Annotated in this window: 16 protein-coding genes; 10 read left to right on the forward strand and 6 right to left on the reverse strand. The window is 73.8% G+C overall.

Annotated elements, in window-relative coordinates:
- Positions 1-147 precede the first annotated feature (147 nt).
- A complete protein-coding gene (locus ACFV57_RS20115) occupies positions 148-1923 on the reverse strand; it encodes a M23 family metallopeptidase (RefSeq protein ID WP_385233722.1) in 1776 nt (591 codons plus the stop codon).
- Between the two features lie 426 nt (positions 1924-2349).
- On the reverse strand, positions 2350-3324 hold the full coding sequence (locus tag ACFV57_RS20120; protein WP_385233725.1) for an esterase/lipase family protein: 975 nt from the start codon (positions 3322-3324) through the stop codon (positions 2350-2352).
- Positions 3325-3762: 438 nt separating this feature from the next.
- Between ACFV57_RS20120 and ACFV57_RS20125 the strand changes: the two genes are divergently transcribed.
- Positions 3763-4173, forward strand: a complete 411-nt coding sequence (locus ACFV57_RS20125; RefSeq protein WP_030024580.1) for a cobalamin B12-binding domain-containing protein — start codon at positions 3763-3765, stop codon at positions 4171-4173.
- A 167-nt stretch (positions 4174-4340) separates the two neighbouring features.
- Here ACFV57_RS20125 and ACFV57_RS20130 read toward each other — a convergent pair whose 3' ends face one another.
- Together ACFV57_RS20130 and ACFV57_RS20135 are read right to left on the reverse strand one after the other, a co-directional pair.
- Positions 4341-6188 (reverse strand): DUF5691 domain-containing protein, encoded by a 1848-nt coding sequence (locus ACFV57_RS20130; protein WP_385233728.1) that lies wholly within the window; start codon positions 6186-6188, stop codon positions 4341-4343.
- A gap of 279 nt (positions 6189-6467) precedes the next feature.
- Positions 6468-7841: an SWIM zinc finger family protein gene (locus tag ACFV57_RS20135; RefSeq protein ID WP_385233731.1), complete on the reverse strand. Its 1374-nt coding sequence runs from the start codon at positions 7839-7841 to the stop codon at positions 6468-6470.
- A gap of 295 nt (positions 7842-8136) precedes the next feature.
- Between ACFV57_RS20135 and ACFV57_RS20140 the strand changes: the two genes are divergently transcribed.
- The 7 genes from ACFV57_RS20140 (at position 8137) to sucD (ending at position 17813) form a co-directional block, all read left to right on the forward strand.
- The gene (locus tag ACFV57_RS20140) at positions 8137-9270 is read left to right on the forward strand and encodes an AAA family ATPase (RefSeq protein WP_385233734.1); all 1134 of its coding nucleotides are present in this window, start codon (positions 8137-8139) and stop codon (positions 9268-9270) included.
- Positions 9267-11936 carry a DUF5682 family protein gene (locus ACFV57_RS20145; protein WP_385233737.1) on the forward strand — a complete coding sequence of 890 codons (2670 nt, stop codon included), beginning with the start codon at positions 9267-9269 and terminating at the stop codon, positions 11934-11936. Before ACFV57_RS20140 ends, ACFV57_RS20145 begins: the two co-directional genes overlap by 4 nt.
- Positions 11933-13081 carry a VWA domain-containing protein gene (locus ACFV57_RS20150; protein ID WP_385233741.1) on the forward strand — a complete coding sequence of 383 codons (1149 nt, stop codon included), beginning with the start codon at positions 11933-11935 and terminating at the stop codon, positions 13079-13081. The genes ACFV57_RS20145 and ACFV57_RS20150 overlap by 4 nt, the downstream gene beginning before the upstream one ends.
- Before the next feature lie 270 nt (positions 13082-13351).
- On the forward strand, positions 13352-14257 hold the full coding sequence (locus tag ACFV57_RS20155) for a hypothetical protein (RefSeq protein ID WP_385233744.1): 906 nt from the start codon (positions 13352-13354) through the stop codon (positions 14255-14257).
- A gap of 134 nt (positions 14258-14391) precedes the next feature.
- Entirely contained in the window at positions 14392-15207 is an 816-nt protein-coding gene (locus tag ACFV57_RS20160; protein WP_385233747.1) for a hypothetical protein, read from the forward strand.
- Positions 15208-15723: 516 nt separating this feature from the next.
- Positions 15724-16905 (forward strand): ADP-forming succinate--CoA ligase subunit beta, encoded by a 1182-nt coding sequence (sucC, locus tag ACFV57_RS20165; RefSeq protein ID WP_385233750.1) that lies wholly within the window; start codon positions 15724-15726, stop codon positions 16903-16905.
- Between the two features lie 23 nt (positions 16906-16928).
- Positions 16929-17813 (forward strand): succinate--CoA ligase subunit alpha, encoded by an 885-nt coding sequence (gene sucD, locus ACFV57_RS20170; RefSeq protein WP_073759111.1) that lies wholly within the window; start codon positions 16929-16931, stop codon positions 17811-17813.
- Positions 17814-17989: 176 nt separating this feature from the next.
- Here the strand turns inward: sucD and ACFV57_RS20175 are convergent, their stop codons facing one another.
- Positions 17990-18739, reverse strand: coding sequence for a hypothetical protein (locus ACFV57_RS20175; RefSeq protein WP_385233753.1), 750 nt, complete (start codon positions 18737-18739; stop codon positions 17990-17992).
- A gap of 199 nt (positions 18740-18938) precedes the next feature.
- On the opposite strand from ACFV57_RS20175, the gene ACFV57_RS20180 reads away from it, so the two are divergent.
- On the forward strand, positions 18939-19088 hold the full coding sequence (locus tag ACFV57_RS20180; RefSeq protein WP_385233756.1) for a hypothetical protein: 150 nt from the start codon (positions 18939-18941) through the stop codon (positions 19086-19088).
- Positions 19089-19206: 118 nt separating this feature from the next.
- Positions 19207-21282, forward strand: a complete 2076-nt coding sequence (locus ACFV57_RS20185; protein ID WP_385233758.1) for a DUF6350 family protein — start codon at positions 19207-19209, stop codon at positions 21280-21282.
- Between the two features lie 63 nt (positions 21283-21345).
- On the opposite strand, the gene ACFV57_RS20190 is transcribed toward ACFV57_RS20185, so the two are convergent.
- On the reverse strand, positions 21346-22542 hold the full coding sequence (locus tag ACFV57_RS20190; RefSeq protein WP_385233761.1) for a hypothetical protein: 1197 nt from the start codon (positions 22540-22542) through the stop codon (positions 21346-21348).
- Between the last annotated feature and the right edge of the window lie 82 nt (positions 22543-22624).

The raw sequence follows: 22624 nt of genomic DNA on the forward strand, positions 1-22624 counted from the left end.
CCCGGGCGGGGCCCCCCCATCCCCCCCCGTGCTGGGGCTGCCCAACCAGGGACTCCCCCCCCCGTCCCGGCCCCCCCACCACCCACCCCTACCGGTCGGGCGCCCTGAGGGGCGCCGGACGGTTCCGGTTGTGTGCTGCGGGGCCGGTCAGGTCGGGTTCAGTCCATGGTTGCGCAGCCACGGCAGCGGGTCGATGGGCGAGCCGCCGCCGGGGCGTACCTCGAAGTGCAGATGCGGTCCCGTGGAGTTGCCGGACTTGCCCGAGTAGGCGATCTGCTCGCCGGCCTTGACCTTGCCCGACCGGACCGTGGCGGTGCTCAGGTGGCAGTACCAGGTCTCGGTGCCGTCCGGCGCGGTCAGTATCACCATGTTGCCGTAGGCGGAGTTGAACTGGGTGCGTACGGTGCCGTCCGTGGCGGCCATGACGGGCGTGCCGTAGTCGACCGGGAAGTCGATGCCGGTGTGCACGGACATCCAGTTGACGCCGGCCTGGCCGTACATCGCGCTCAGGCCGTGCTGCGCGACCGGCAGCGCGAACTTGGGGCGCAGGGCTTCCTTGCGCGCCGCCTCCTCGATCTTGCGCTTCTTCTCGGCGATCTGCCGGGCCTTGAGGTCGATGCGCTCCTGCGTACGGCTGGCCCGGTCGGCGAAGTCGTCGGCGCCCGCGCTCAGGCTGGCGAGCTGGGTGTCGAGCTTGTTGTTGGCCGCGGTCGGCTGCACGGTTCCCGGGTCCCCGGCGGCCTGGGTCGTCGTACCGTCCTTGGCGCCGCTCTCGGCACCGCTGGTCACGGAGGCGGCTGCCACGGCGCATACGCCCATGGCGGCGACCGAGGGCACCGCGACGGTCAGCAGCGCGGAGCGCTTAGCGGTACGGCGGCGGCCACGGCTGCCCCCGGACGAACCGCCGCCCTGCGCCGCACGCCGTGAGCGCGAGCCGCGCGCGGCGGGAACGGCAGCCGCGGCGGAACTGCCTTCGGGTGTGATGTCGGCGACGTCCGGGGAGGTGGAGCCGGGACCGTCCGGGCCGGCGGAGCCGTCGACGTGGTGCAGACCGTCGATGCCGTGGAAGGCGTCGGGGTGGTCGAACGCGTCGGGGGAGATCGCCGGGGTGGTCTGGGTGAGGGCTTCGGCGATGGCGGTGGCACCGAACGGGTCCGGGTGCCCGTGCTGGTCCTCGGGTGCGGAGGCGAATCGGTTGTCCGCCATATCCGTACCCGGAAACGCCTCGTACCCGCCGTAAGCGGACGCGAACTGATCGCTTGCGGTCGCATACGGGCCGGTGTCGGCGCCGGTTCCCGAATCGCTGCCGTTGCCGGGGCGCGTGCCGGGGCCCGTGCTCGCACCGTGATGCTGCCCGGTTTCGTACGGCTCGTTCCCGTACTGCCCCAGGGCCGGCCCCGCCCAAGTCATGGTCTCCCACTGGGAGCTGGCGTCGGCGTCGTACGGGTAGCCGGTCTGCGGCGGGCCCGCCTGCGCCGGAATGCCGGCGATCAGGTCCTGCCCGACGACGCCCCAGACCGCGGTGGCCTCGTAGCCGTCCGGGGCGGCCGGGGCCGCCGGGGGCGCGGCTTCGTAGCCGCCGGTGTCGTACGCGGTGTGGGAGTACGGGTCGTAGCCCGCGGCGTGGGCACCCGCGTCGTAGCCGCCGTCGTAAGCACCGGTGGCGTACGCGGCGGTGGCGTACGCGTCGGTGCCGTATCCGGTGGCGTCGTACGCGGTGGTGTCGTACGGCGCGGCGTCGTGCGCTCCGGTGGCCTGGTGGCCGGGGAGCGCGCCGAAGTACGGGTCGCCGCCGCCGTATGCGGCATGGCCGACTTGGGTGTCCTGGTGTCCGTAGGACCCGTAGGCCGGGTAGTGCGCATACGAGGCGTCGGGAGAGGGGACTGCCGGAGCGGGGGACTCCGGCGAGTGACGGTCGTTCACCACCACTTCTCTTTCGCCTCGACAGCAGGAGAATTAGCGGCGACTGTACCCGGCAGTACGTGACGGCGACAATCTTCGGCAGGTTTTGGACTTCCCGACAACGGGCATTTGGCCGCCTTTCGGCGGACAGTATGCGCGTTCTTGGCGCCGCGTTCGAGGCGCGTTCGAGGCGGTGCGGGCTCGCGGAAGTACGCACGGGGAGATCGAATGGCGCGTGCGACCTTGGAAAGTGACCTCCGTACCGCGCCGACCGCGGGCCCTGGCCTCGGCGGTCAGGGGGCGAAGGTCAGCGTCCGCGGTCCGCGGTCGGCGGTGCGAAGGGCAGGGGGCGAGGTTCGGGGGCGAGGCGAGGCGGGGCCGAGGCCAGGGATGCGGCGCTCTGGGCCGAGGTGGGGTCGAGTCAGGGACGCGGCGCTCGGGCTGCGGTCAGGCGACCGATGCGCTCGCGCTGCCGCGCGCCTCCTCCTCGGCGCTGAGCGCCTCCCGTATTCCGGCCGCGACCGCGCCGTTGACCGGAAGCGCGAGATGCCCGATGCCGGAAACCCGCACGCTGCGGGTGATCAAATCCCGGTGATCGATACGCGCGGTCTCGACCGGGACCATCAGCTGGTCCAAGTCGCTCCAGAAGCAGACGAAATGCGTCCGGCAATTCGGAGCGGGCCGCGCCAACTCCACGATCACGTCGGAATGCGGGCGCATCTGCCGGACGAGCGGATGCGCCGACATCAAAGGCGCGACCCGGGTGCCGCCGTGCGGGGTGCCGAGGGTGACCAGGGTGCGTACGCGGAGGTCGCCGCCGAGCCGCTGGGTGTAGTAGCGGGCGATCAGGCCGCCGAGGCTGTGGCCCACGAGGTCGACCCTGCTGTGGCCGGTGCGCTCGCAGATCTGCTCGACGTGGCGGCCCAGCAGTTCCGCGGCCTTGCGGAGGTCGCAGGTGAGCGGCGAGTAGTTGAGCGCTTCCACGTGGCGCCAGCCGTGCCGCAGCAGCGAGCGGCGGAGCAGGACGAAGACGGAGCGGTTGTCGATGAAGCCGTGCAGCAGGAGCACCGGCGGGTGGGCGCGGCCCTGCGTGGGCAGCAGGGTCGGCCGGGTGGCCGTGCCCGGGGCTGGGGCGGGTGTGGGGCCGTGGCTGTGGCCGTAGTCGTGGCCGTAGCCGGTGGTGGTGCGGGTCGCGGTGTCGCCGGTGTTGGTGCCGGCGCCGGTTCCTGGATCTCCGTCTGGGCCGGTGCCGGTGCCGGGCCCGGTGCCGGCACCGGTGCCCGGAAGGGTTCTGGGCTGTTCCTGGTGGATGCCGGTCGGGTACAGCAGAAGGTGCCCGACGAGGATCGCCAGCTCCACTACCGTCGCGCGCAGCAGCGCGGAGGGGCGGGCCAGACAACAGAGAAAGGGCAAGGCCTTCATGGCCGACCTCCCGAATGGCACGCGGGAGACGACTCTGTCCCCCGTAAGCCCTCATGGGCAGCCGTTTCCGGCAACGTATACGTACGTGAACGAGCTGCTGACCGGCTGCTGCCCGGACGTACGGATACGAAGGCGGATGCGTTCAACGGCCGGTCCTCCGTGCCGTGCGGCTGACGGCGCGGAGGCGCGGCGACCTCACTGCGGCTCCCCTGGCGCCCGTCCCGCTGCGTGAAGCGGCGCGGAACGCAACGCGTAGCGAACGTGTCCCAATGTGTGATTTCCCCCTCCCTCAGTGTTACGAAACGGCCGGGTACGGGATGCTGGCGATAACGTTCGTTCACGCTTGGGGCGGCCGACGCGGTCGCCATTCGGATGTCGGCCCGACGGCCCTGCCCCGTGCAGGCGCCGTGCGGCGCCGTGCAGGGCTGGGAGGCAGTGATGGGTGTGCAGGGTCCGATCCGTGTGGTGGTGGCCAAGCCGGGGCTCGACGGACACGACCGGGGAGCCAAGGTCATCGCGCGGGCACTGCGCGACGCCGGCATGGAGGTCATCTACACGGGGCTGCACCAGACCCCGGAGCAGGTCGTGGACACCGCGATCCAGGAGGACGCCGACGCGATCGGCCTGTCCATCCTGTCCGGGGCGCACAACACCTTGTTCGCCAAGGTCATAGAGCTGCTCAAGGAGCGGGACGCGGCGGACATCAAGGTCTTCGGCGGCGGCATCATCCCCGAGGCGGACATCGCGCCCCTCAAGGAACTGGGCGTCGCGGAGATCTTCACACCCGGGGCGACGACCACCTCGATCGTCGAGTGGGTCCGGGCCAACGTCCGCCAGCTGGCGGCCTGACGACAGCCCTGCCGGGCGGAGCGCATCGGGAGGGGGCGCCGGGTGGGGCCGTCGGGTGGGGCACGTCCGGCCCGGTTGCCCTGCGGGGCGTGCCGGGCCCGCTGTTGGGCGGAGCGCGTCCGGACGGGCCGTCGGGTGGGGCACACCCGGGCCGGCCGTGGGCCGGCTCACGGTGCCAGCTCCGCCCGCATCGTGGCGCGCAGCCGCAGCGTGCCCACCAGGCGCTGGAACGCCTCGGACCAGTAGCCGACCGCGCCGGGCGAGCCGTCGACGGGCTCGTCCGGCGTCGCCGTGAGCATGGCGAGCCGGTCCGCGGCGTCCGGGTCCAGGCACCGCTCGGCCAGCCCCATCACCCCGCTGAAGCTCCACGGATAACTGCCCGCGTCCCGGGCGATGTCCAGCGCGTCGACCACCGCTCGCCCCAGCGGCTCGGTCCACGGCACCGCGCACACCCCGAGCATCCGGAACGCGTCGGACAGACCGTGGGCCGCGATGAATTCCGCCACCCACTGCGCGCGTTCTTCCCCGGGCAGCACCGTCAGCAGCCGCGCCAGGTCGCGCGACGAACCGGCCGGACTGTCAGGGGAGAGGGAGGCGGAGGGGGCGGGGGCGCCGGCCGTGGACGCGGTGCTGTGCGGGGCGGCCGGGCCGGTTGCGTACGTACCGGAACGCGGTGAGGCCTCGCTCGGGGCGCTGCCCGGAGCGCCGAGCAGGGCCCGCGTCCAGGCCACGTCCCGCTGGCGCACGGCGGCCCGGCACCAGGCGTCGTGCAGCTCGGTGCGCCAGCCGTCCGCCACCGGCAGAGCGACGATGTCGCCCGGCTCCCGGCCGCCCAGCCAACGGCTCCAGCAGTCGAGCGGGGCGGATTCCAGCAGCTGGCTCAGCCACCAGGCCCGCTCGCCGCGGCCGGTCGGCGGCCTGGGCACCACCCCGTCGCGCTGCATCGCCGCGTCACACTCCTTCGGCGCTTCGACGGCGAGCATCGGGGCACCCGCGCCGGACGCGTGCGCACGGGGCGTGTACGTATCGGCCACGGCTGTCCCGGGTGCGTCCGATACGGGCTCGGCAGCCCCTTCCTCCGTATGCGTACGTATGCGGGGTACGAGGCTGACGCAGGCGCGCGCCCGGCCCGCCATCCGGGCGGCCAGCGCGGTGCCCGGCAGGGCCGACAGCAACTCGGCGGCCGTGCCCCGCACGTTGCGGCTGCGGTCGGACAGCGCCTGTTCGAGGAACGGCTCGTCGTCGACCGACAGGCCCTCCCGCAGGGAGTCGAGGAACATCAGCCGGTCCTCGGCGCGCTCGGCCGCCCAGGTGGTGGCCAGGAGGGCACGCCCGGCCGCCGGGTCACGGCGGCGCAGCGCCGCCAGCAACGAGACCCGCTCGGCGAACAGCCCCTCCTCCCACAGGGCGCGCACGGCCTCCGGCTCGTCCGGGCCGGGCAGCGCCGCCGTGCTCCCGACGCCGCGCAGCGCGAACTTCCACTCGTCGTTGAGCCGGGCCAGCCACAGCGCCCGCGGCCCGGCGAAGCCGAGGGCCGCCGCCCGCAGGTCGGTCCGCGCGCGGGCCGCGTCGAGCAGCGCGGGCAGCAGCGCCCCGGGGGCGCGGTAGCCGTGCCGGGCGGCGGCGGTGAGCCACTGCGGCAGCAGCTCGGTCAGGTCGGGTGCCGTACCGCGGCGGTTACCGCTGCCGGCGCCGTTCCGGTCGGCGAGCAGCAACGCGAGCCTGCGCCGCGCGGCCGGCGGCAGCGGCGGGCGCGGATCGGCCGGGGCCGGTACGGGGCGCTCGCGGGCGGGCGCGGGACGCAGCGCGGCCCGGCGCCGCACCGTGCTCACGGCTGCCGCGTCCAGGAGCGCCGCCGCCGGGCTCCGGCCCGCGGCGGCGACGGGCGGCGTACGGCGCTCCGTACCGAGCAGCGCCGCGCTCACCAGCTCCTCCCAGGAGGGTTCGGCGGTGGTGGCGGAGCCGCTCCGGGCGCCGACGCCGTGGTGACTTCCGGTGCTGCGGCCTTCGATCATGGTCTTCCCCCTGGACGGTGATCGGACGGTGGACGGCGATCGGATGTTGGACGGTGATCGGACGTTTGGCGGCGATCGGATGTTGGGCGGGCAGTGGTCGGGTGGTGGTCGGGCACTGCGCAGTGGTCGGGCAGCGGGCGGCAGCGGACCTCGGGTGGACGGGCCGGCGAAGGCGGGCGGCAGGTGGCGGACGACGTCGATGCCGACGATGACGGCTTCACCGGCGGTGTACGCGGCGGGCACGAGGCGCCGCCCGGTCACCGCTCGGCCGCCGCCCGGTCACAGAGCGACCGGCTCCGGGCCCCAGGTGGTCAGGGGCACGAATCCGCGGTGCCCGCACTCGCCGAAGACCGTCACCGGTTCGCCGCCGGATATCGCGGTCAGGCGCCACAGCCCCGCCCGCTCCGCACAGCGTGGATCCACCGGCAGTGCGGACTCCCCGTCCGCGTCGGCAAGTTGCCACCGCTCGCCGTCCCGTCCCGGTATCGGTACGACATCCGTCAGGACCACCGGCCAGGCGTCCAGCCAGGGGTCGTCGCGCAGCGCGTCGCCGTACGCGGCCAGGGCGGCGTCGGTGCCGCCGCCCGGCGGCGGGCCGGTGACCGGTGCCGGATCGGCGTGCCGCGTGCCCAGGACGACGCGCAGCGGGCGGGCGCCCGGGTAGTAGGCGAGGTCGGCGTCCAGGACGAGGCCTCTCGGCAGCGAGAGGTCCAGGGCACGGTCGGGGCCGCTGAAGGAGAGGTGCAGCGCCATGCGCCCGGTCCGCTCGCCGCGCAGCCATATCCGCCTGCTGGTCAGCATGCCTTCTTCCGCGTCCTGTTGGGCGAGCACCAGCCAGCGGTCGCGCACGGTCGCGGTGTCCGGCCCGGCGAGCACCTCCGCCGCGTCGGTGGTGAGCCCGACGCGGGTGCGGACCGTCGAGGCCAGCGCGGGCGGCAGGCCGTCGATGCCCAGGAACGCCTGGTCGAGGAGGTGGATCAGGGAGCATTCGGCGAGCAGCCGGGACGGCCAGTCCGGCCCGGAGGCCGCTGTCGGTCCCAACTCCCGTACACGCGCGGCGAGTCCGGGTGCCTGCGCGTCGACCATGCGGGCAGCGGTCTCGTCCCAGGTCCCGTGCCCGCCGCGGTCGGTGGTGGCCAGGCCGGAGCGCAGCAGGTCTTCCAGGCGCTGTTCCAGTTCGGTGGCGCCTGCGGCGATGCGCCGGGCGCGCAACGCCGCACGGCGCCGTGCGGCCTCCGGCCCGGCGGTGGACGACGAACCGCTCGGTCCCGCACCGCTGTTGTCGGCTTCCGACGTCTTCTTCTCTTCGCGCCGCCGGCGGGCTTCGAGCCACTCCGCCACCCACACGGGCGGCTCGCCGTCGGTCACGGCCCCTTCCTCGCCCGCCCACATGAGCAGCAGCCCCAGCGCGTGCTTGCACGGGAACTTGCGGCTCGGACAACTGCATGTGAAGGCCGGCCCGGCCGTGTCCACGACGGTTCGGTACGGCTTGCTGCCGTTGCCCTTGCACAGGCCCCACACCGCCCTGCCCCGTGTGCCGGTCTCCGGCCACGAGCCCGGTGTCGCGAGCCTGCCGCCCGCCTTGCGTGACGGTGCGTCGGGCGCGAGCGCGAGCACGTGATCCGACGTCCGGCGTTCCCCCTGCGGATTCATGTCCCAAACGCTACGAGCCACCACTGACAATCGCTCTGACCAGCAAGAACAGCGCCGAAGTCATCGCAATCGCCCCCCTGCGCGCCGCGAAGTGCCCGACGGCGCCGCGAGGCGCTGACGGAACGTACCGCGCGAGGCGTCTTCGCAGCCGCCCGGCACAGGCCGGTGCCTGGGCCGAAGTAGCAGGTCAGGGACGGGATTCCGGTGATTGTCAGTGGTGTGGTGCAGGGTTGTTCACGCAAGCGGCCGGCGGAGGTGGGGAGCCGGCCGCAGACCTTGCGACGAGGGGGAGACCATGACCGAGAACCACACCGCAGGCGCCGCCGGAGGCACCGGCGCCGACGACTCCGCGCAGGTGCTGCGGCCCCATGCGGAGGACGCGTTCGCGGGCGAACTGAAGGCACTGGCGGCGGCCGACGACCGGCCGCGGCCGGAGCGCTGGCGGCTGTCGCCGTGGGCGGTGGCGACGTATCTGCTCGGCGGCACCCTGCCGGACGGCACGCTCATCACACCGAAATACGTGGGCCCGCGCCGGATCGTCGAGGTCGCCGTGACGACCCTCGCGACCGACCGCGCGCTCCTGCTCCTCGGCGTGCCCGGCACTGCCAAGACCTGGGTGTCCGAGCACCTGGCGGCCGCGGTCAGCGGCGACTCCACGCTGCTCGTGCAGGGCACGGCCGGCACACCGGAAGAAGCCATCCGCTACGGCTGGAACTACGCGCAGCTGCTCGCCCACGGCCCGAGCCGGGACGCGCTGGTGCCGAGCCCGGTCATGCGGGCCATGGCGCAGGGCATGACCGCGCGCGTGGAGGAGCTGACCCGCATCCCGGCCGACGTACAGGACACGCTCATCACCGTCCTGTCGGAGAAGACGCTCCCGATCCCGGAGCTGGGCCAGGAGGTCCAGGCCGTACGCGGCTTCAACCTGATCGCCACCGCCAACGACCGCGACCGCGGGGTGAACGAACTCTCCAGCGCGTTGCGCCGCCGCTTCAACACGGTCGTCCTGCCGCTGCCCGCGACGCCCGAGGAAGAGGTGGACATCGTCTCCCGGCGCGTCGGCCAGATCGGCCGCTCGCTGGACCTGCCGCCCGCACCCGCGGGCACGGACGAGATCCGCCGCGTCGTCACGGTCTTCCGGGAGCTGCGCGACGGCGTCACCACCGACGGGCGTACCAAGCTCAAGTCCCCTTCGGGCACGCTGTCCACCGCCGAGGCCATCTCCGTGGTGACCGCCGGACTCGCGCTCGCCGCGCACTTCGGCGACGGCGTGCTGCGGTCCGGGGACGTGGCCGCGGGCATCCTCGGCGCGGTGATACGGGACCCGGCCGCCGACCGGGTCGTCTGGCAGGAGTACCTGGAAACCGTGGTGCGCGAGCGCGACGGCTGGAAGGACTTCTACCGCGCCTGCCGTGAGGCCGGCGCATGAACGCCCGGGCGGATATGCCGCTGCTGCTGGGGGTGCGGCACCACGGACCGGGCTCGGCGCGGGCGGTCCGGGCCGTGCTGGAGCGTCATGAGCCCTGCGCCCTGCTGATCGAAGGCCCGCCGGAGGCGGACGCGCTGGTGGCGCTCGCCGCCGACGAGGCGATGCGGCCGCCGGTCGCGCTGCTCGCCCATGTGCCCACCGACCCGGGGCGGGCGGCGTTCTGGCCGCTGGCGGAGTTCTCCCCGGAGTGGGTGGCGATCCGGTGGGCGCTGGCCCGCGACGTACCGGTGCGCTTCATCGATCTGCCCGCTGCGCACTCCCTGGCGTTCGACGCGGACGGCGAGGAAGCGGCCGAGCCCGACCGCCCGCCCGAGCCCGACCGCCCGTCCAAGCCCGTTCGGCCGCCGGCTCCGGACCGGCCGCCGGCTCCGGACCGGCCGGCGGGCCCGGACCGGCAGCCGGCCCCCGATCGGTCGTCGGACACCGACCCTGCGAAGGAGGCGCGGATCGACCCGGTCGCGGTGCTCGCCGGGACCGCCGGGTACGACGACCCCGAGCGCTGGTGGGAGGACGTGATCGAACACCGCGCCCACGAAAGCGGAAGCGGGAGTGGAGGCGGAAGCGGAAGCGAGGGCGGGAGCGCGGCGGCCGCCGATCCGCTCGCTCCGTTCGAGGCGCTGGCCGAGGCGATGGGGGCGCTGCGGGAGGCGTACGGCGTCGGCGGACACGACCGTGACCTCGTGCGGGAAGCCCATATGCGGCTCCGGTTGCGCGAGGCACGCCGGGAGTTCGGGGACGGCATCGCCGTGGTGTGCGGGGCGTGGCACGTCCCGGCCCTGGCCCGGCGCACGACCGTCACCGCCGACCGGCAGCTGCTCAAGGGCCTGCCGAAGGTGAAGCCCGAGATGACCTGGGTCCCGTGGACCCACCGCAGGCTCTCGCGCCGCAGCGGATACGGCGCCGGCATCTCCTCGCCCGGCTGGTACGGCCATCTCTTCAGCGCACCCGACCGCCCCATCGAACGATGGATGACGAAGGTCGCCGGACTGCTGCGCGAGGAGGACTACGCCGTCTCCTCCGCCCATGTCATCGAGGCCGTACGGCTCGCCGACGCGCTGGCCACGATGCGCGGCCGGCCACTGGCCGGCCTGGCCGAGGCCGGCGACGCGGTGCGGGCGGTGCTCGGCGACGGGTCCGACGCGCCGTCCGTCCTGATCCACGACCGCCTGGTGGTGGGCGACGTGCTGGGCGAGGTGCCGGAAGGCGCCCCGGCGGTGCCCCTCCAGCGCGACATCGCCCGCAGCCAGCGGTCGCTGCGCCTCAAACCGGAGGCGGCCGAACGGGAACTGGACCTCGACCTGCGCAAGGACACGGACGCCGGGCGCAGCCGGCTGCTGCACCGGCTGCGACTGCTCGGCATTCCGTGGGGCGAGCCCGTGCGGACGCGTACCGGCACCGGCACGTTCCGGGAGAGCTGGCGGCTGCGCTGGGAACCGGAACTGTCCGTGCGGGCCGCCGAGGCCGGCGTCTGGGGCACGACCGTCGAGACGGCCGCGACGGCCAGGGCGGAGTCCGACGCCCTGGGGACGACGGCCCTCGCCGACGTCACGGCACTGGCCGAACGCTGTCTGCTCGCCGCGCTCCCGGACGCGCTGCCCGTGGTCATGCGGGTGCTCACGGACCGGGCCGCGCTCGACACCGATGTGGGGCACCTCGCCCAGGCACTGCCCGCGCTGGTCCGCTCGGTCCGCTACGGCGACGTACGCCACACGGACGCCGCCGCGCTCGGCGAAGTGGCGACCGGGCTGGCCGAGCGGGTCTTCGTCGGCCTGCCCCCGGCCTGCACCGGCCTGGACGCGGACGGCGCCGCGGAGATGCGCCGCCACCTGGACGCGACCCACCACGCGGTGGGCCTCCTGGACGAGGGCTCCCGGAACGGGCTGCGGGAACGCTGGGCGGTGGTGCTGCGGAAGCTGGCCGAACGGGAGACGGTGCCCGGCCTCCTGCGGGGGCGCGTGGTGCGGCTGCTGCTCGACGACGGGCGGCTGACCTCGGAGGAAGCGGAACGGCTGATGGGGCTGGTCCTGTCGCCGGGCACCCCGCCGGCCGAAGCGGCGGGCTGGATCGAGGGGTTCGCCGGCGGCGACGCCGGGGGCCTGCTGCTGGTGCACGACGAGCGGCTGCTCGCCCTCGTGGACGGCTGGCTGGCGCACGTACCACCGGACGCCTTCACGGACGTACTGCCGCTGCTGCGCCGGACGTTCGCGGAGTACGACGCCGGAGTGCGACGCACGCTCGGCGAACTGGTGCGCCGCGGCCCGGCCGCGGCCGGGCCCACCGCGGGACGGGGCGGCGCGGTGCCCGGCGGCCAGGAAGCGGCGATACCGGGCTTCGGCCCCGGCCTGGACCGCGACCGGGCAGCGGCCGTGCTGCCGACCCTGCGCGTCCTGCTGGGCCTCACGGAGGGGATGGACCCCGGCGGGAGAGGAGGGGATGCCGTGGACGGGGCGGACGGCGCGAACCGAGTGGGCGGCGCGGACCGAGTGGAGGGGGTGGACGGCGCGGACCGAGTGGGCGGTATGGGCCACGTGGACGGGGTGGACGGTATGGGCGGCGTAGGGCGGGACGGCCGGTGGCCGGGGGAGCGTACGGGGGTGGCCGGATGAGCGGGGAGCAGGAGCGGCTGCGGCGGTGGCGGCTGGTGCTGGGCGGGGACGGCGCCGACGGGACGGGCTGCGAGCTGCGGGGGCAGGACGCCGCCATGGACGGGGCGCTCGCCGCGCTCTACGGAGGCCGCAGGCCGGACGGCGAAGGCTCGCGCAAGGCGGGCCTGGGCGCTTCGGCCCCGAACGTGGCCCGCTGGCTCGGCGACATCCGTACGTACTTCCCCACCTCCGTCGTCCAGGTCATGCAGCGCGACGCGATCGAACGGCTCGGCCTGTCCGCGCTGCTGCTGGAGCCGGAGATGCTGGAGGCCGTCGAGGCCGACGTACACCTGGTGGGGACCTTGCTGTCGCTCAACAAGGTCATGCCGGAGACGACGAAGGAGACCGCGCGGGCCGTGGTGCGCAAGGTCGTCGAGCAGTTGGAGAGGCAGCTGTCGACCCGTACCCGCGCCACGCTGAGCGGCGCCCTGGACCGGTCGGCGCGCATCAGCCGTCCCCGGCACCGGGACATCGACTGGGACCGCACGATCCGCGCGAACCTCAAGAACTACCTGCCCGAACACCGCACGGTCGTCCCCGAGCGGCTGATCGGTTACGGGCGGGCCGCGCAGTCCGTGAAGAAGGACGTGGTGCTGTGCATCGACCAGTCCGGGTCGATGGCGGCCTCCGTCGTCTACGCCTCCGTGTTCGGCGCGGTGCTGGCGTCCATGCGTGCCATCGCGACCCGGCTGGTCGTCTTCGACACCGCGGTGGCCGATCTGACGGACGAGCTGGACGATCCGGTCGACGTGCTCTTCGGCACCCAGCTCGGGGGCGGTACGGACATCAACCGCGCGCTCGCGTACTGCCAGTCGCAGATCACCCGGCCCGCCGACACCGTCGTCGTACTGATCAGCGATCTCTACGAGGGTGGCATACGCGACGAGATGCTCAAGCGCGTCGCGGCGATGAAGGCGGCCGGGGTGCAGTTCGTGGCGCTGCTCGCCTTGTCGGACGAGGGCGCGCCCGCCTACGACCGGGAGCACGCGGCGGCCCTCGCGGCCCTCGGGGCACCGGCGTTCGCCTGCACGCCGGACCTCTTCCCGGAGGTGATGGCAGCCGCGATCGAGAAGCGGCCACTGCCGATACCGGACATGGGTGAGTAACGGGAACGAGAGCCGCGTGGGGCTTGCGGGGGGCCTGGTTTGCTGTGCAGCCGCAGCCGATATCGGACATGGGTGAGTAACGGGAACGAGAGCCGCGTGGGGCTTGCGGAGGGGCTGGTTTGCTGTGCAAGGATCACCGCACCGCTCGATCAGCACACCGCATCGCGCCGTGTGTGACGCCGGTTTCTCGCGGCCCAACGGCCTTCGGGACCGTTGGCCGTCGTGCCCGTCGGGGCCCGCGCCCCTTCACCCGTCGTAAAGGATCTCCCCGTGTCCGCTGTGCCGGCCCCGTTCGCCGCTGTGCGCCTTCCGCGCACTGTGGTGGTGCGCCGGGCGCTGCTGGCGGGGCTGTTCCTGGCGGGGTTCGTGGCGCTCGGATTCGCCTTCGGTGGTGGTGCGCATGCGGCGGACCGCCCGGAGAGCGTGGAACCGCAGCTCGGGGCGGCAGCCCCGAAGGCACCTGTGGCAGGGGCCGAGGCCGGGCGGGAAGTGCAGCGTGGCGGCAGGTCGGCCACTGACGCGCTGGCCGGGACGCCGGTCGGCAAGGCCGTACGGCCCGTCGCAGAACGGACCGCACCAACTGCCGGTCAGGCCACCGAGCCGGTCACTGCTCCGGTACGGGACGCGGTGCGCGAGGTGCGCCGGGCCGGGGAGCCGGGTTCGCTGCCTGTGGAGCTTCCCGGCGGTATCCCCGGTGTCGATGGCGACCGCGACGGCGACGGGGGCGACGATCACGGTCACGGCCCCGGACACGGCGACGGGGTCGGCGAGCGGCCGGGGCAGGGCTCCGGTTCGCGGGACGGTGCCGGTTCGCCGCACGCCGGGGCCGCTGACCAGCAGGTCGGGGCTGGCGCCGAGGCGGCGGAGTGCGCGTCCGCTGCGGCGCGTGCGCGCGTCCTCGGTGACGCGTCGCCGCGGGCCGCGCAGCACGCCGGTTCGGCGTCGGAGCGGCAGCCGGGCCAGGGCCAGGGCGGTCTCCCCGGCCAGCTCCCGCAGGGGCCCGCCCCGACGGCCTCGCACACCGCCGGTGACGGCCACGGGCCCCGCGGCGGGGACCAGTTCGCCGCCGTACCGGCGCATCCCGCGCACTTCGGGCTGGCGCCCGGAGGCGTACGCGTGGCGGCCGAGCCGCCGACGCGGCAGTGTGCCGCCGACATCCTCGAATTCCCGGGCTAGGGCAGGCCTTCAGACCTCCGGAGTCTGAACGCCCCGTCCGCAGACGACGCGTGCGTCTGCACAGGACCTGCCGCGCGGGGGCGGGACAGGTCTGCCCGTTCGAACCCCCTGAATTCGAAGGACGTTTCACCATCATGCGCAAGAACATCCGTCGTTCCATCGTCGTAGCCGCTGCCGCTTCCGGCCTGTGGGTCCTCGGCTCCGTCGCCGCCAACGCGGCCGACCTGCCCGGCACCGCCGACCTGCCCGCCACCGGCGCGGTCACCGGTGCCGTCACCGACACGGTGAAGGGCAAGCTGCCGGCCGGCGACGTGGCCGGCGCCGCCAAGAAGACCGGGGACGGCGTGGCCGGTCAGGTCACCGGGGACGACGTACACACGCAGGACATGCCCACCGGCGCCCTGCCCACCCACAAGCTGCCCACCAAGCACCTGCCCGCGACCGGCGACCTGGCCAAGGCCACCGACCTGGACAAGGCCACCGACCTGGACAAGGCCACCGACCTCGGCAAGGCCACCGACCTGGACAAGGCGACGGACCTGACCAACGCCACCGACCTCGGCAAGACGACCGACCTCAACAACCTCCCCACCAAGGACCTCCCCACCAAGGACCTCCCCACCAAGGACCTCCCCACCTCCGACGTGCTGCCGCCCGTCGCCCAGCGCGTGGTCGGCAAGGTCGTGCCGGTCGCTCAGGGGGCCGTCGGCGGTGCCGGTCTGCTCGCCGGTGACGTGACGGGCCAGGCTGCTCCGTTCGTGCAGCGTGTCGCGGGTGGTGCGCAGACCTTCGTGCAGGGCGTGGGCTCGGACGCCACCCCCTTCGCGCAGGGCCTCGCCGGTACGGCCCGGACCGACGCCGCCAACATTCCGGCCCTGCCGCTCCTCCAGGGCACCCCCGCTCTGCCGGTCCTCCAGAGCACCCCCGCCCTGCCGGCTCAGGGCCTCTGACCGCTACGTAAAACCGGCGACCTACCGGCGACATACCGGCGACATACCGGCGCCCCACGTAGCTCCACGTAACGCCCCGACCGCGTGACCGGCCCGCTGACCAGCGCGTACGCACAGGGTGGTGTGCAGTACGCCGGTACCGCGCCGGCCGACGGGCGGGCAACCGGGCGGTCCCCGTGAAAAGGGGGCCGCCCGGTTCCGTGCTGCGTACCGCCCTCTGCCCGCCCTGCGTACCGCGCTGTGTGCCCGGGACGGCAGGGCCCTGGACCACCCGTTGGTACCCCTCTGTGATCTGTGACCATCGTCTCTGTGACTGTTATCACCGCCGCAGTGTGATCTGCGATTTAGGGACGCTGGTCCTGCGGGGATAACCTGCGAGACGGACATGCCGCGTACCGGTCACCGTGTACGCCTCCCTCAGTGACAGCGCAGTCACGTTGCCCTTCGCGGCACGCCCATGCAGACAACGAACCGCGATCACTACGGCGATTCTGAGTAGACAAGGGACGGACGCGCGTGGACCTGTTCGAGTACCAGGCGAGGGGCCTCTTCGCCAAGCACGGTGTACCGGTGCTGGCCGGTGAAGTCATCGACACGCCTGAGGGGGCACGCGCGGCGACCGAGCGCCTCGGCGGCAAGTCCGTCGTCAAGGCGCAGGTGAAGGTCGGCGGCCGCGGCAAGGCCGGTGGCGTGAAGCTGGCCGCGAACCCGGACGAGGCCGTCGCCCGTGCGACGGACATCCTCGGCATGGACATCAAGGGCCACACGGTCCACAAGGTGATGATCGCCGAGCTGTCCCCGGAGATCGAGGCGGAGTACTACGTCTCGTACCTCCTCGACCGCACCAACCGCACCTTCCTGGCCATGGCCTCGGTGCAGGGCGGCATGGACATCGAGGAGGTCGCGGAGAAGACCCCCGAGGCCCTCGCGAAGGTCCCGGTCAACGCCGTCGAAGGCGTGGACATCGAGAAGGCCCGCGAGATCGTGGCCCAGGCGAAGTTCCCGGCCGAGGTGGCCGAGGGTGTCGCCGAGGCCATGGTGACCCTGTGGAAGACCTTCGTCGCCGAGGACGCGCTCCTCGTCGAGGTCAACCCGCTGGTCAAGACCAAGGACGGCCGCATCCTGGCCCTCGACGGCAAGGTCTCGCTCGACGAGAACGCCGCCTTCCGCCAGCCCGAGCACGAGGCCCTTGAGGACAAGGCCGCGGCCAACCCGCTTGAGGCCGCCGCCAAGGCCAAGGACCTCAACTACGTCAAGCTCGACGGCCAGGTCGGCATCATCGGCAACGGCGCGGGTCTCGTCATGAGCACCCTCGACGTCGTCGCGTACGCCGGTGAGAAGCACGACAACGTCAAGCCCGCCAACTTCCTCGACATCGGTGGCGGCGCCTCCGCCGAGGTCATGGCGAACGGCCTGGAGATCATCCTCGGCGACCCGGACGTCAAGTCCGTCTTCGTCAACGTCTTCGGCGGCATCACCGCCTGCGACGAGGTCGCCAACGGCATCGTCCAGGCCCTGGAACTGCTCAAGTCCAAGGGCGAGGACGTCAACAAGCCGCTGGTCGTCCGCCTGGACGGCAACAACGCGGAGCTCGGGCGCAAGATCCTGAGCGACGCCAACCACCCGCTGGTCCAGCGCGTGGACACCATGGACGGCGCGGCCGACAAGGCCGCCGAGCTCGCCGCGGCCGCGAAGTAAGGGACAGAGGGAACCAGACCACCATGGCTATCTTCCTCACCAAGGACAGCAAGGTCATCGTCCAGGGCATGACCGGTGCCACGGGCATGAAGCACACCAAGCTCATGCTGGGCGACGGCACCAATGTCGTCGGCGGCGTGAACCCGCGCAAGGCCGGCACCGAGGTCGACTTCGACGGGACTTCCGTACCCGTCTTCGGCTCGGTCGCCGAGGCGATGGAGAAGACCGGCGCCGACGTGTCCGTCATCTTCGTGCCGCCGAAGTTCGCCAAGGCCGCCGTCGTCGAGGCGATCGACGCCGAGATCGGCCTGGCCGTCGTGATCACCGAGGGCATCGCGGTGCACGACTCCGCCGCCTTCTGGGCGTACGCGTCGAGCAAGGGCAACAAGACCCGCATCATCGGCCCGAACTGCCCCGGCCTGATCACCCCCGGTCAGTCCAACGCCGGCATCATCCCGGGCGACATCACCAAGCCCGGCCGCATCGGTCTGGTGTCGAAGTCCGGCACGCTGACCTACCAGATGATGTACGAGCTGCGCGACATCGGCTTCACCTCGGCCGTCGGCATCGGTGGCGACCCGGTCATCGGCACCACCCACATCGACGCTCTGGAGGCCTTCGAGGCCGACCCGGAGACCGAGCTGATCGTCATGATCGGTGAGATCGGCGGCGACGCCGAGGAGCGTGCGGCCGACTTCATCAAGGCCAACGTCACCAAGCCGGTCGTCGGCTACGTCGCGGGCTTCACCGCGCCCGAGGGCAAGACCATGGGCCACGCCGGCGCCATCGTCTCCGGCTCCTCCGGCACCGCCCAGGCGAAGAAGGAGGCCCTGGAGGCCGCCGGCGTCAAGGTCGGCAAGACCCCGTCGGAGACCGCGCGCCTGGCGCGCGAGATCCTCGTCGGCTGATCGCGCAACGCGCCGGGCGCGGGCCCGTACCCCTGTCGGGGGTGCGGGCCCGCGCCCTTCTGCGCTCCGCGGCCGGGCAACCGGAACCCGGGCCGCCTCGGTGAGCGGTCCCCGTGCCGCCCCGGCACCCGGCTCCGCAGGCGGTGGCTTCGTAGGCCGCGGCTCCGTGGTGCCCGCTACCGCGCCTCCGGGGCGATGAGACCGGCCCCGACCACGTGCTGCCGCCGCGCAGTGCCGTCGGCCCCGGTCTGCCGGGTGCGGGCCGGTTTCCCCTTCTCCGTACGGGGGGCCTTGGCCGCGGCGCCGGGCGTGGGGGAGGAGGTCAGGGCCGGGTGCCCGGCCTCGGGCCGCCCGGGCAGCGTGCCCGCCTCCTGGACGAGGGTGAACGCGGTCGCCGCCGCGATCACGGCGGTGAGCCCGAACGCGCCCCGCGTCATCCGGCTGACCGTACGCTCGCTGCCGCTGCGTACGGTCCCGGCGGCGGGCGGCGCCACCGGCTGCGCGACGGCCAGCCCGGTCAGCCGCTCGTGCAGGATCTCCCTCTGCCGTGCGGGCGACTCGTCCGCCAGGCCGAGTTCCGGCACCCGCTCGGCGACGGCCCGGCGCGCGTGCAGCAGCCGCCCGGCCGTCGCGGGCGTACTGGCCTCGACCTCGGCCGCGGTCTCACTCAGGCCCAGACCCAGGCCGTCGTGCAGGAGCAGCGCCCGGCGGTACGGGGCGGGCAGGCTGAGCATCGCGTCCCGCAGCGCGCGCTCCGCGGGGGTGGCGGACGGCGGGGCGGGTGCCTTGGGCGTCGGCCGCGGGGTGGTTCGCAGGCCGGGGCGCATTCGGTGCCAGGGCGACAGCGCGTACTCGTGCACCATGGCCCGCACCCGGCCCGCCGGGTCCGGATCGACCGCCACCTCGGGCCAGCGCTGCCAGGCCATCTGGAACGACCGTTCGACGGCTTCCTGGGAGAGGCGGGGGTGACCGGTCAGGACGATCGCCTGGCGGGTCAGCTCGGGAGCGTGCCGGCCGTAGAGGGCGTCGAAGGCGGCGATTGGGGTTTCGTGGGTGTCGCGCGTGTCGTGCGTACGTTGCCCTGCTGACGTACCGTCAAGCGACTGTGTGGACCCTGCTTCTGACGTGCCATCGGAATCGGCCGGCGCCGGCACCGGTGTCGGGTGCGATGTCGCGCTCGATGCCGCGCTCGATGTCGATTTCGATGTCGGGTTCGATCTCGACGCCTTGCCGGTCTTCTTCTTGCGTCCACTCATGCCGACCCCCCTTCGCTGAGAGCGGGGGCGTACGGACGGCTCGGCGACATGAAAAGGTACATAAGCATATATTGGGCGACACGGCCGGTAATCGCCTGCTCCATGGCGGAAACGTGTGTTGTTGGCAGCATGGCGGGGTGAGCCAATTGACCGACCGCGGCCCGACGTTGTCGTCGCGCGGCCGTGCCTCCAGCCAGCGGTCCTCCGCGCTCGGTACGGCCTTCCTCGGCGGCGTGCTGGCGGCGGGGCTCGGGCTGGGGGCGTTCGCCGTCGCGGTGCTGCTGCTGTGGGTGGCCTCCCCGTACCCGGACAGTGCCCCGTCCCGAGCCCTGCACCTCGCCGCCGACCTGTGGTTTCTCGCCCACGGCAGCGACCTCGTACGGGCCACGGCCGCCTCCGGCGCCGCGTCGCCCGTCGCCGTGACGCCGCTGCTCCTGATGGCCCTGCCGCTGTGGCTGCTGTACCGGTCCGCCCGCCACATCCTCGAAGTCCCGGCGTACGGTGCCGACCCGCGACCGGACCTCCCACCTGCCCCTTCGGGCGCCGGCACACCCGCTCTCCCCCCGAGACCCGCCTGCCCCAGCCTCCTCCACGCCGAGGACATCGACCCGGAGCCCACTCCCCGCCTCCTCCTCGGCTGGGTGTTGACGGGGTATCTGCTCGTCGCGGGCGCCGCCCTGTTGTACGCGTCGACGGGGCCGCTGTACGTCGAGCCGCTCAGCGCCCTGCTGTACGTGCCGCTGGCCGCCGTCGCGACCCTGGCCGTGGCGGGCTGGCGCTCCCTCGGCCGCGCCGCCTTCGTCCCGCTTCCCGGGCCGGTCCAGCGGCTGCGCGACGGGCTGCCCGCGGGTCTGCGGGCCGCGCTGGAGGGCCGCCGGCGGGCCGCCGCGGTGCGCGCGGGTGCCGCGGGCATGCTGGTGCTGCTGCTCAGCGGTGCGCTGCTGGTGCTGCTCGCGCTCGGCTGGCACGCCCCCGTGGTCCGGTCCGAGTTCCTCGGGCTCACCCACGACTGGGCGGGCCGGTGCACCGTGCTGCTGCTGAGCCTCGTACTGCTGCCGAACGCCGTCGTGTGGGGGACGGCGTACGGGCTCGGCCCCGGCTTCACGCTCGGCGCGGGCAGTACCGTCGGCCCCCTCGGCGCCGCCGGGTACCCGGCCCTGCCGCACTTCCCGCTGCTCGGCATGGTCCCGGACGCGGGCGGCACCGGTCCGCTGTACTGGCTGACCGCCGCGCTGCCGATCGCCGCCGGGGTGGCGCTGGCCCGGTACGCCGCGCTTTCCGCGAAGGCGTACGCGGCCACCGCGCGCGCCGGCCCCCGGACCGGGACCCCGGCCACACCTGCCCCCGATACGTCTCCCCCCAATCTCCCCGACGCATCTGCATCCGCCCCCGCAGCTTCTGCCGCCCATGCGCCTGCCACCCATGCATCCGCCGCCGCCCCTGCGCAGGGTGTGCCATGGACCGGGTGGCGCGAGACGGCAGTCGCCGCCGGGCTCGCGGCACTCGGCTGCGCGGTGGTCTCGGCGCTGCTCGCGGGGCTCGCGGGCGGTGCGCTGGGAAACTCGGCGCTGGCCCGCTTCGGGCCCGGCTGGTGGCAGACGGGGCTGGCGGCGCTCGGCTGGACGGCCCTGGTCGGCGTCCCGGGGTCCCTGGTCGCGCGCGCTTGGTGGCTGCGTGGCGTGCCACGCCCGCCGAAGCCCGAAGGGGAGCCGCGCGTGAAGCTCCGAACGCGAATGAGCCGCGGTGCGCGGCGGCTCACCCTGGCGGCCCTGCGTGCCGTCGGGCGGTGGACGTGGGCCGGGTGCCGCTTCTGCCGGGCGGTACTGCGGCGCGCGGCCTCCCATGCCCTACGGCGCCGTCCCGCCCGGCGCGCCCGGCACCGCCGTACGCAGGGCAGCCCGGAACCGTACGACTACGCGTTCGACCGCGACTACGGATACGGCTCCGACGGCCCGGGCCCGGACGTGCCCTCGAACACGCGTACGCCACCGGACGCACCCCGCAATGCCCCCACACCCCCCGACGAGCGCGCGGCTTCCCCCGCCCCCTGGCACGACGCCGGCACCCGCCGGGCCCGCTGGTCGGCGCTGCGCGCCTCCTCCGGCGGGCTGATGACCGACTTCGACCCCGTCGCGCCGCCGGACGACGAGTCCCCCGTGAACACCTGCGCCCCCGGAAACGCCTCAGCCGCCGGCCCCGAAGGCGGCGGCTGAGGAAAGCTGGTCTCCCGGCGGCTACGCGCTACTGCTGGTGCGGACTACCACCGCTGTCGCGCGCTACTGCTGCTGCGCGCTGAGCAGCGGGCGCAGCTCCTCGGGCAGCAGCTTCTCGCACGAGTGCTGGGCCGACTGGGTCAGGGCGTCGTTCACACACGTGAAGTAGTCGCGGTAGACGAGCTGGAGCGTGAAGGTGGCCGCCACCATGACCAGCGCCAGCGTGGCGGTGACCAGGCCGGCCACCGCGGCAGTCGTCTGCGGGCGGGTCGAGCCGGGCGCCGGTGCGTAGCCCGTGCCGGAGGCGCCGGAGTCCGTACGGGACGCGCTCTGGCCCGAGACGTCGGCAGCCGTGGCGCGCGCGCCACCGGTACCCGCGCCGCTGCCCGCGCGCGACGGCTTGGCGCGCAGGGAGCTGATGCCCCAGTACAGGGCGAGCGCCGCCAGCAGCAGGGCGATCTCCGGCAGGTTGAACAGGACGAAGAAGAAGCCCCACATGCCGGCGAGCAGCGCGTAGCGCGCGCGGCGCTGGGCCGGGTCGGTCGGGTCCCAGCGCAGACCGCCGGACCCTCCGGGGCCGCTGCCCTGGCCGCCTTGGCCGCCGGGTCCCTGCTGACCGCTGCGGCTGCCCGGCCGGCTGCCGAAGCCGCCGCCCTGGCGGCCCGGCTGCCGGCTGCTCCACTGGCTGCCCCAGGACGGCTGCTGCCGGTCCCCGGACCCGTCCTGCTCGCCGCCCTGGTCCTGGCCCTGTCCGTGGTGGCGGGGCTGCCACGGCTGGTCGGGGGCGTCGGCGGGCGGCGCCGCGAACGGATTGTCCCGGTCCTGCCCGTCCTGCCCGGCGCCGTCCTGCCCGGAGGGGTGGGAGTGCGCCCGTTCCCTGGCCGGACCACGAGAGCCCCCGGACCCCGACGTACCCGACGACCCCGATGTACCCGAGGAGCCCGAGCCACCTGACGAGCCCGACCCCGAGCCCGACCCCGACCCCCCGGAGCCCCCCGCCCCACCGGACGCTCCGGAAGGGCCGGAAGGGCCGGAAGGGCCGGAAGGGCCGGAAGAGCCGGAAGAGCCGGAAGAGTCGGAAGAGCCGGACGAGCCGGACGAGCCGGACGAGCCCGACGAACCTGGAGCCCCCGCGGATTCGGAGGACGGCTTGCGCTCGCGCAGCAGCACCGCCCCGGGGGCGCCGACGGGCTGGGGGCACCTCCCGGCGATGGCTGGGGGAGGGAGGAGGAGGGCCGCGCGGCGGTGTCGGTCCGGCATCTGGAGTGTGTCTTCCCCTTGTCTCGTCCGTACGTCCGACGGGTGGGCCGGGCGGGCGGATACCACGAACAGCGTGCGTTCT

The sequence above is a fragment of the Streptomyces sp. NPDC059788 genome (assembly GCF_042732265.1).
In the GTDB taxonomy this organism is placed as follows: Bacteria; Actinomycetota; Actinomycetes; order Streptomycetales; family Streptomycetaceae; genus Streptomyces.

Coding starts and splice junctions, on each gene's coding strand:
- ACFV57_RS20120 (WP_385233725.1), bottom strand. CDS start 3,324: ATGAAGGCCTTGCCCTTTCTCTGTTGTCTGGCCCGCCCCTCCGCGCTG.
- ACFV57_RS20125 (WP_030024580.1), top strand. CDS start 3,763: ATGGGTGTGCAGGGTCCGATCCGTGTGGTGGTGGCCAAGCCGGGGCTC.
- ACFV57_RS20130 (WP_385233728.1), bottom strand. CDS start 6,188: ATGATCGAAGGCCGCAGCACCGGAAGTCACCACGGCGTCGGCGCCCGG.
- ACFV57_RS20135 (WP_385233731.1), bottom strand. CDS start 7,841: ATGAATCCGCAGGGGGAACGCCGGACGTCGGATCACGTGCTCGCGCTC.
- ACFV57_RS20140 (WP_385233734.1), top strand. CDS start 8,137: ATGACCGAGAACCACACCGCAGGCGCCGCCGGAGGCACCGGCGCCGAC.
- ACFV57_RS20145 (WP_385233737.1), top strand. CDS start 9,267: ATGAACGCCCGGGCGGATATGCCGCTGCTGCTGGGGGTGCGGCACCAC.
- ACFV57_RS20150 (WP_385233741.1), top strand. CDS start 11,933: ATGAGCGGGGAGCAGGAGCGGCTGCGGCGGTGGCGGCTGGTGCTGGGC.
- ACFV57_RS20160 (WP_385233747.1), top strand. CDS start 14,392: ATGCGCAAGAACATCCGTCGTTCCATCGTCGTAGCCGCTGCCGCTTCC.
- sucD (WP_073759111.1), top strand. CDS start 16,929: ATGGCTATCTTCCTCACCAAGGACAGCAAGGTCATCGTCCAGGGCATG.
- ACFV57_RS20175 (WP_385233753.1), bottom strand. CDS start 18,739: ATGGCCTGGCAGCGCTGGCCCGAGGTGGCGGTCGATCCGGACCCGGCG.
- ACFV57_RS20190 (WP_385233761.1), bottom strand. CDS start 22,542: ATGCCGGACCGACACCGCCGCGCGGCCCTCCTCCTCCCTCCCCCAGCC.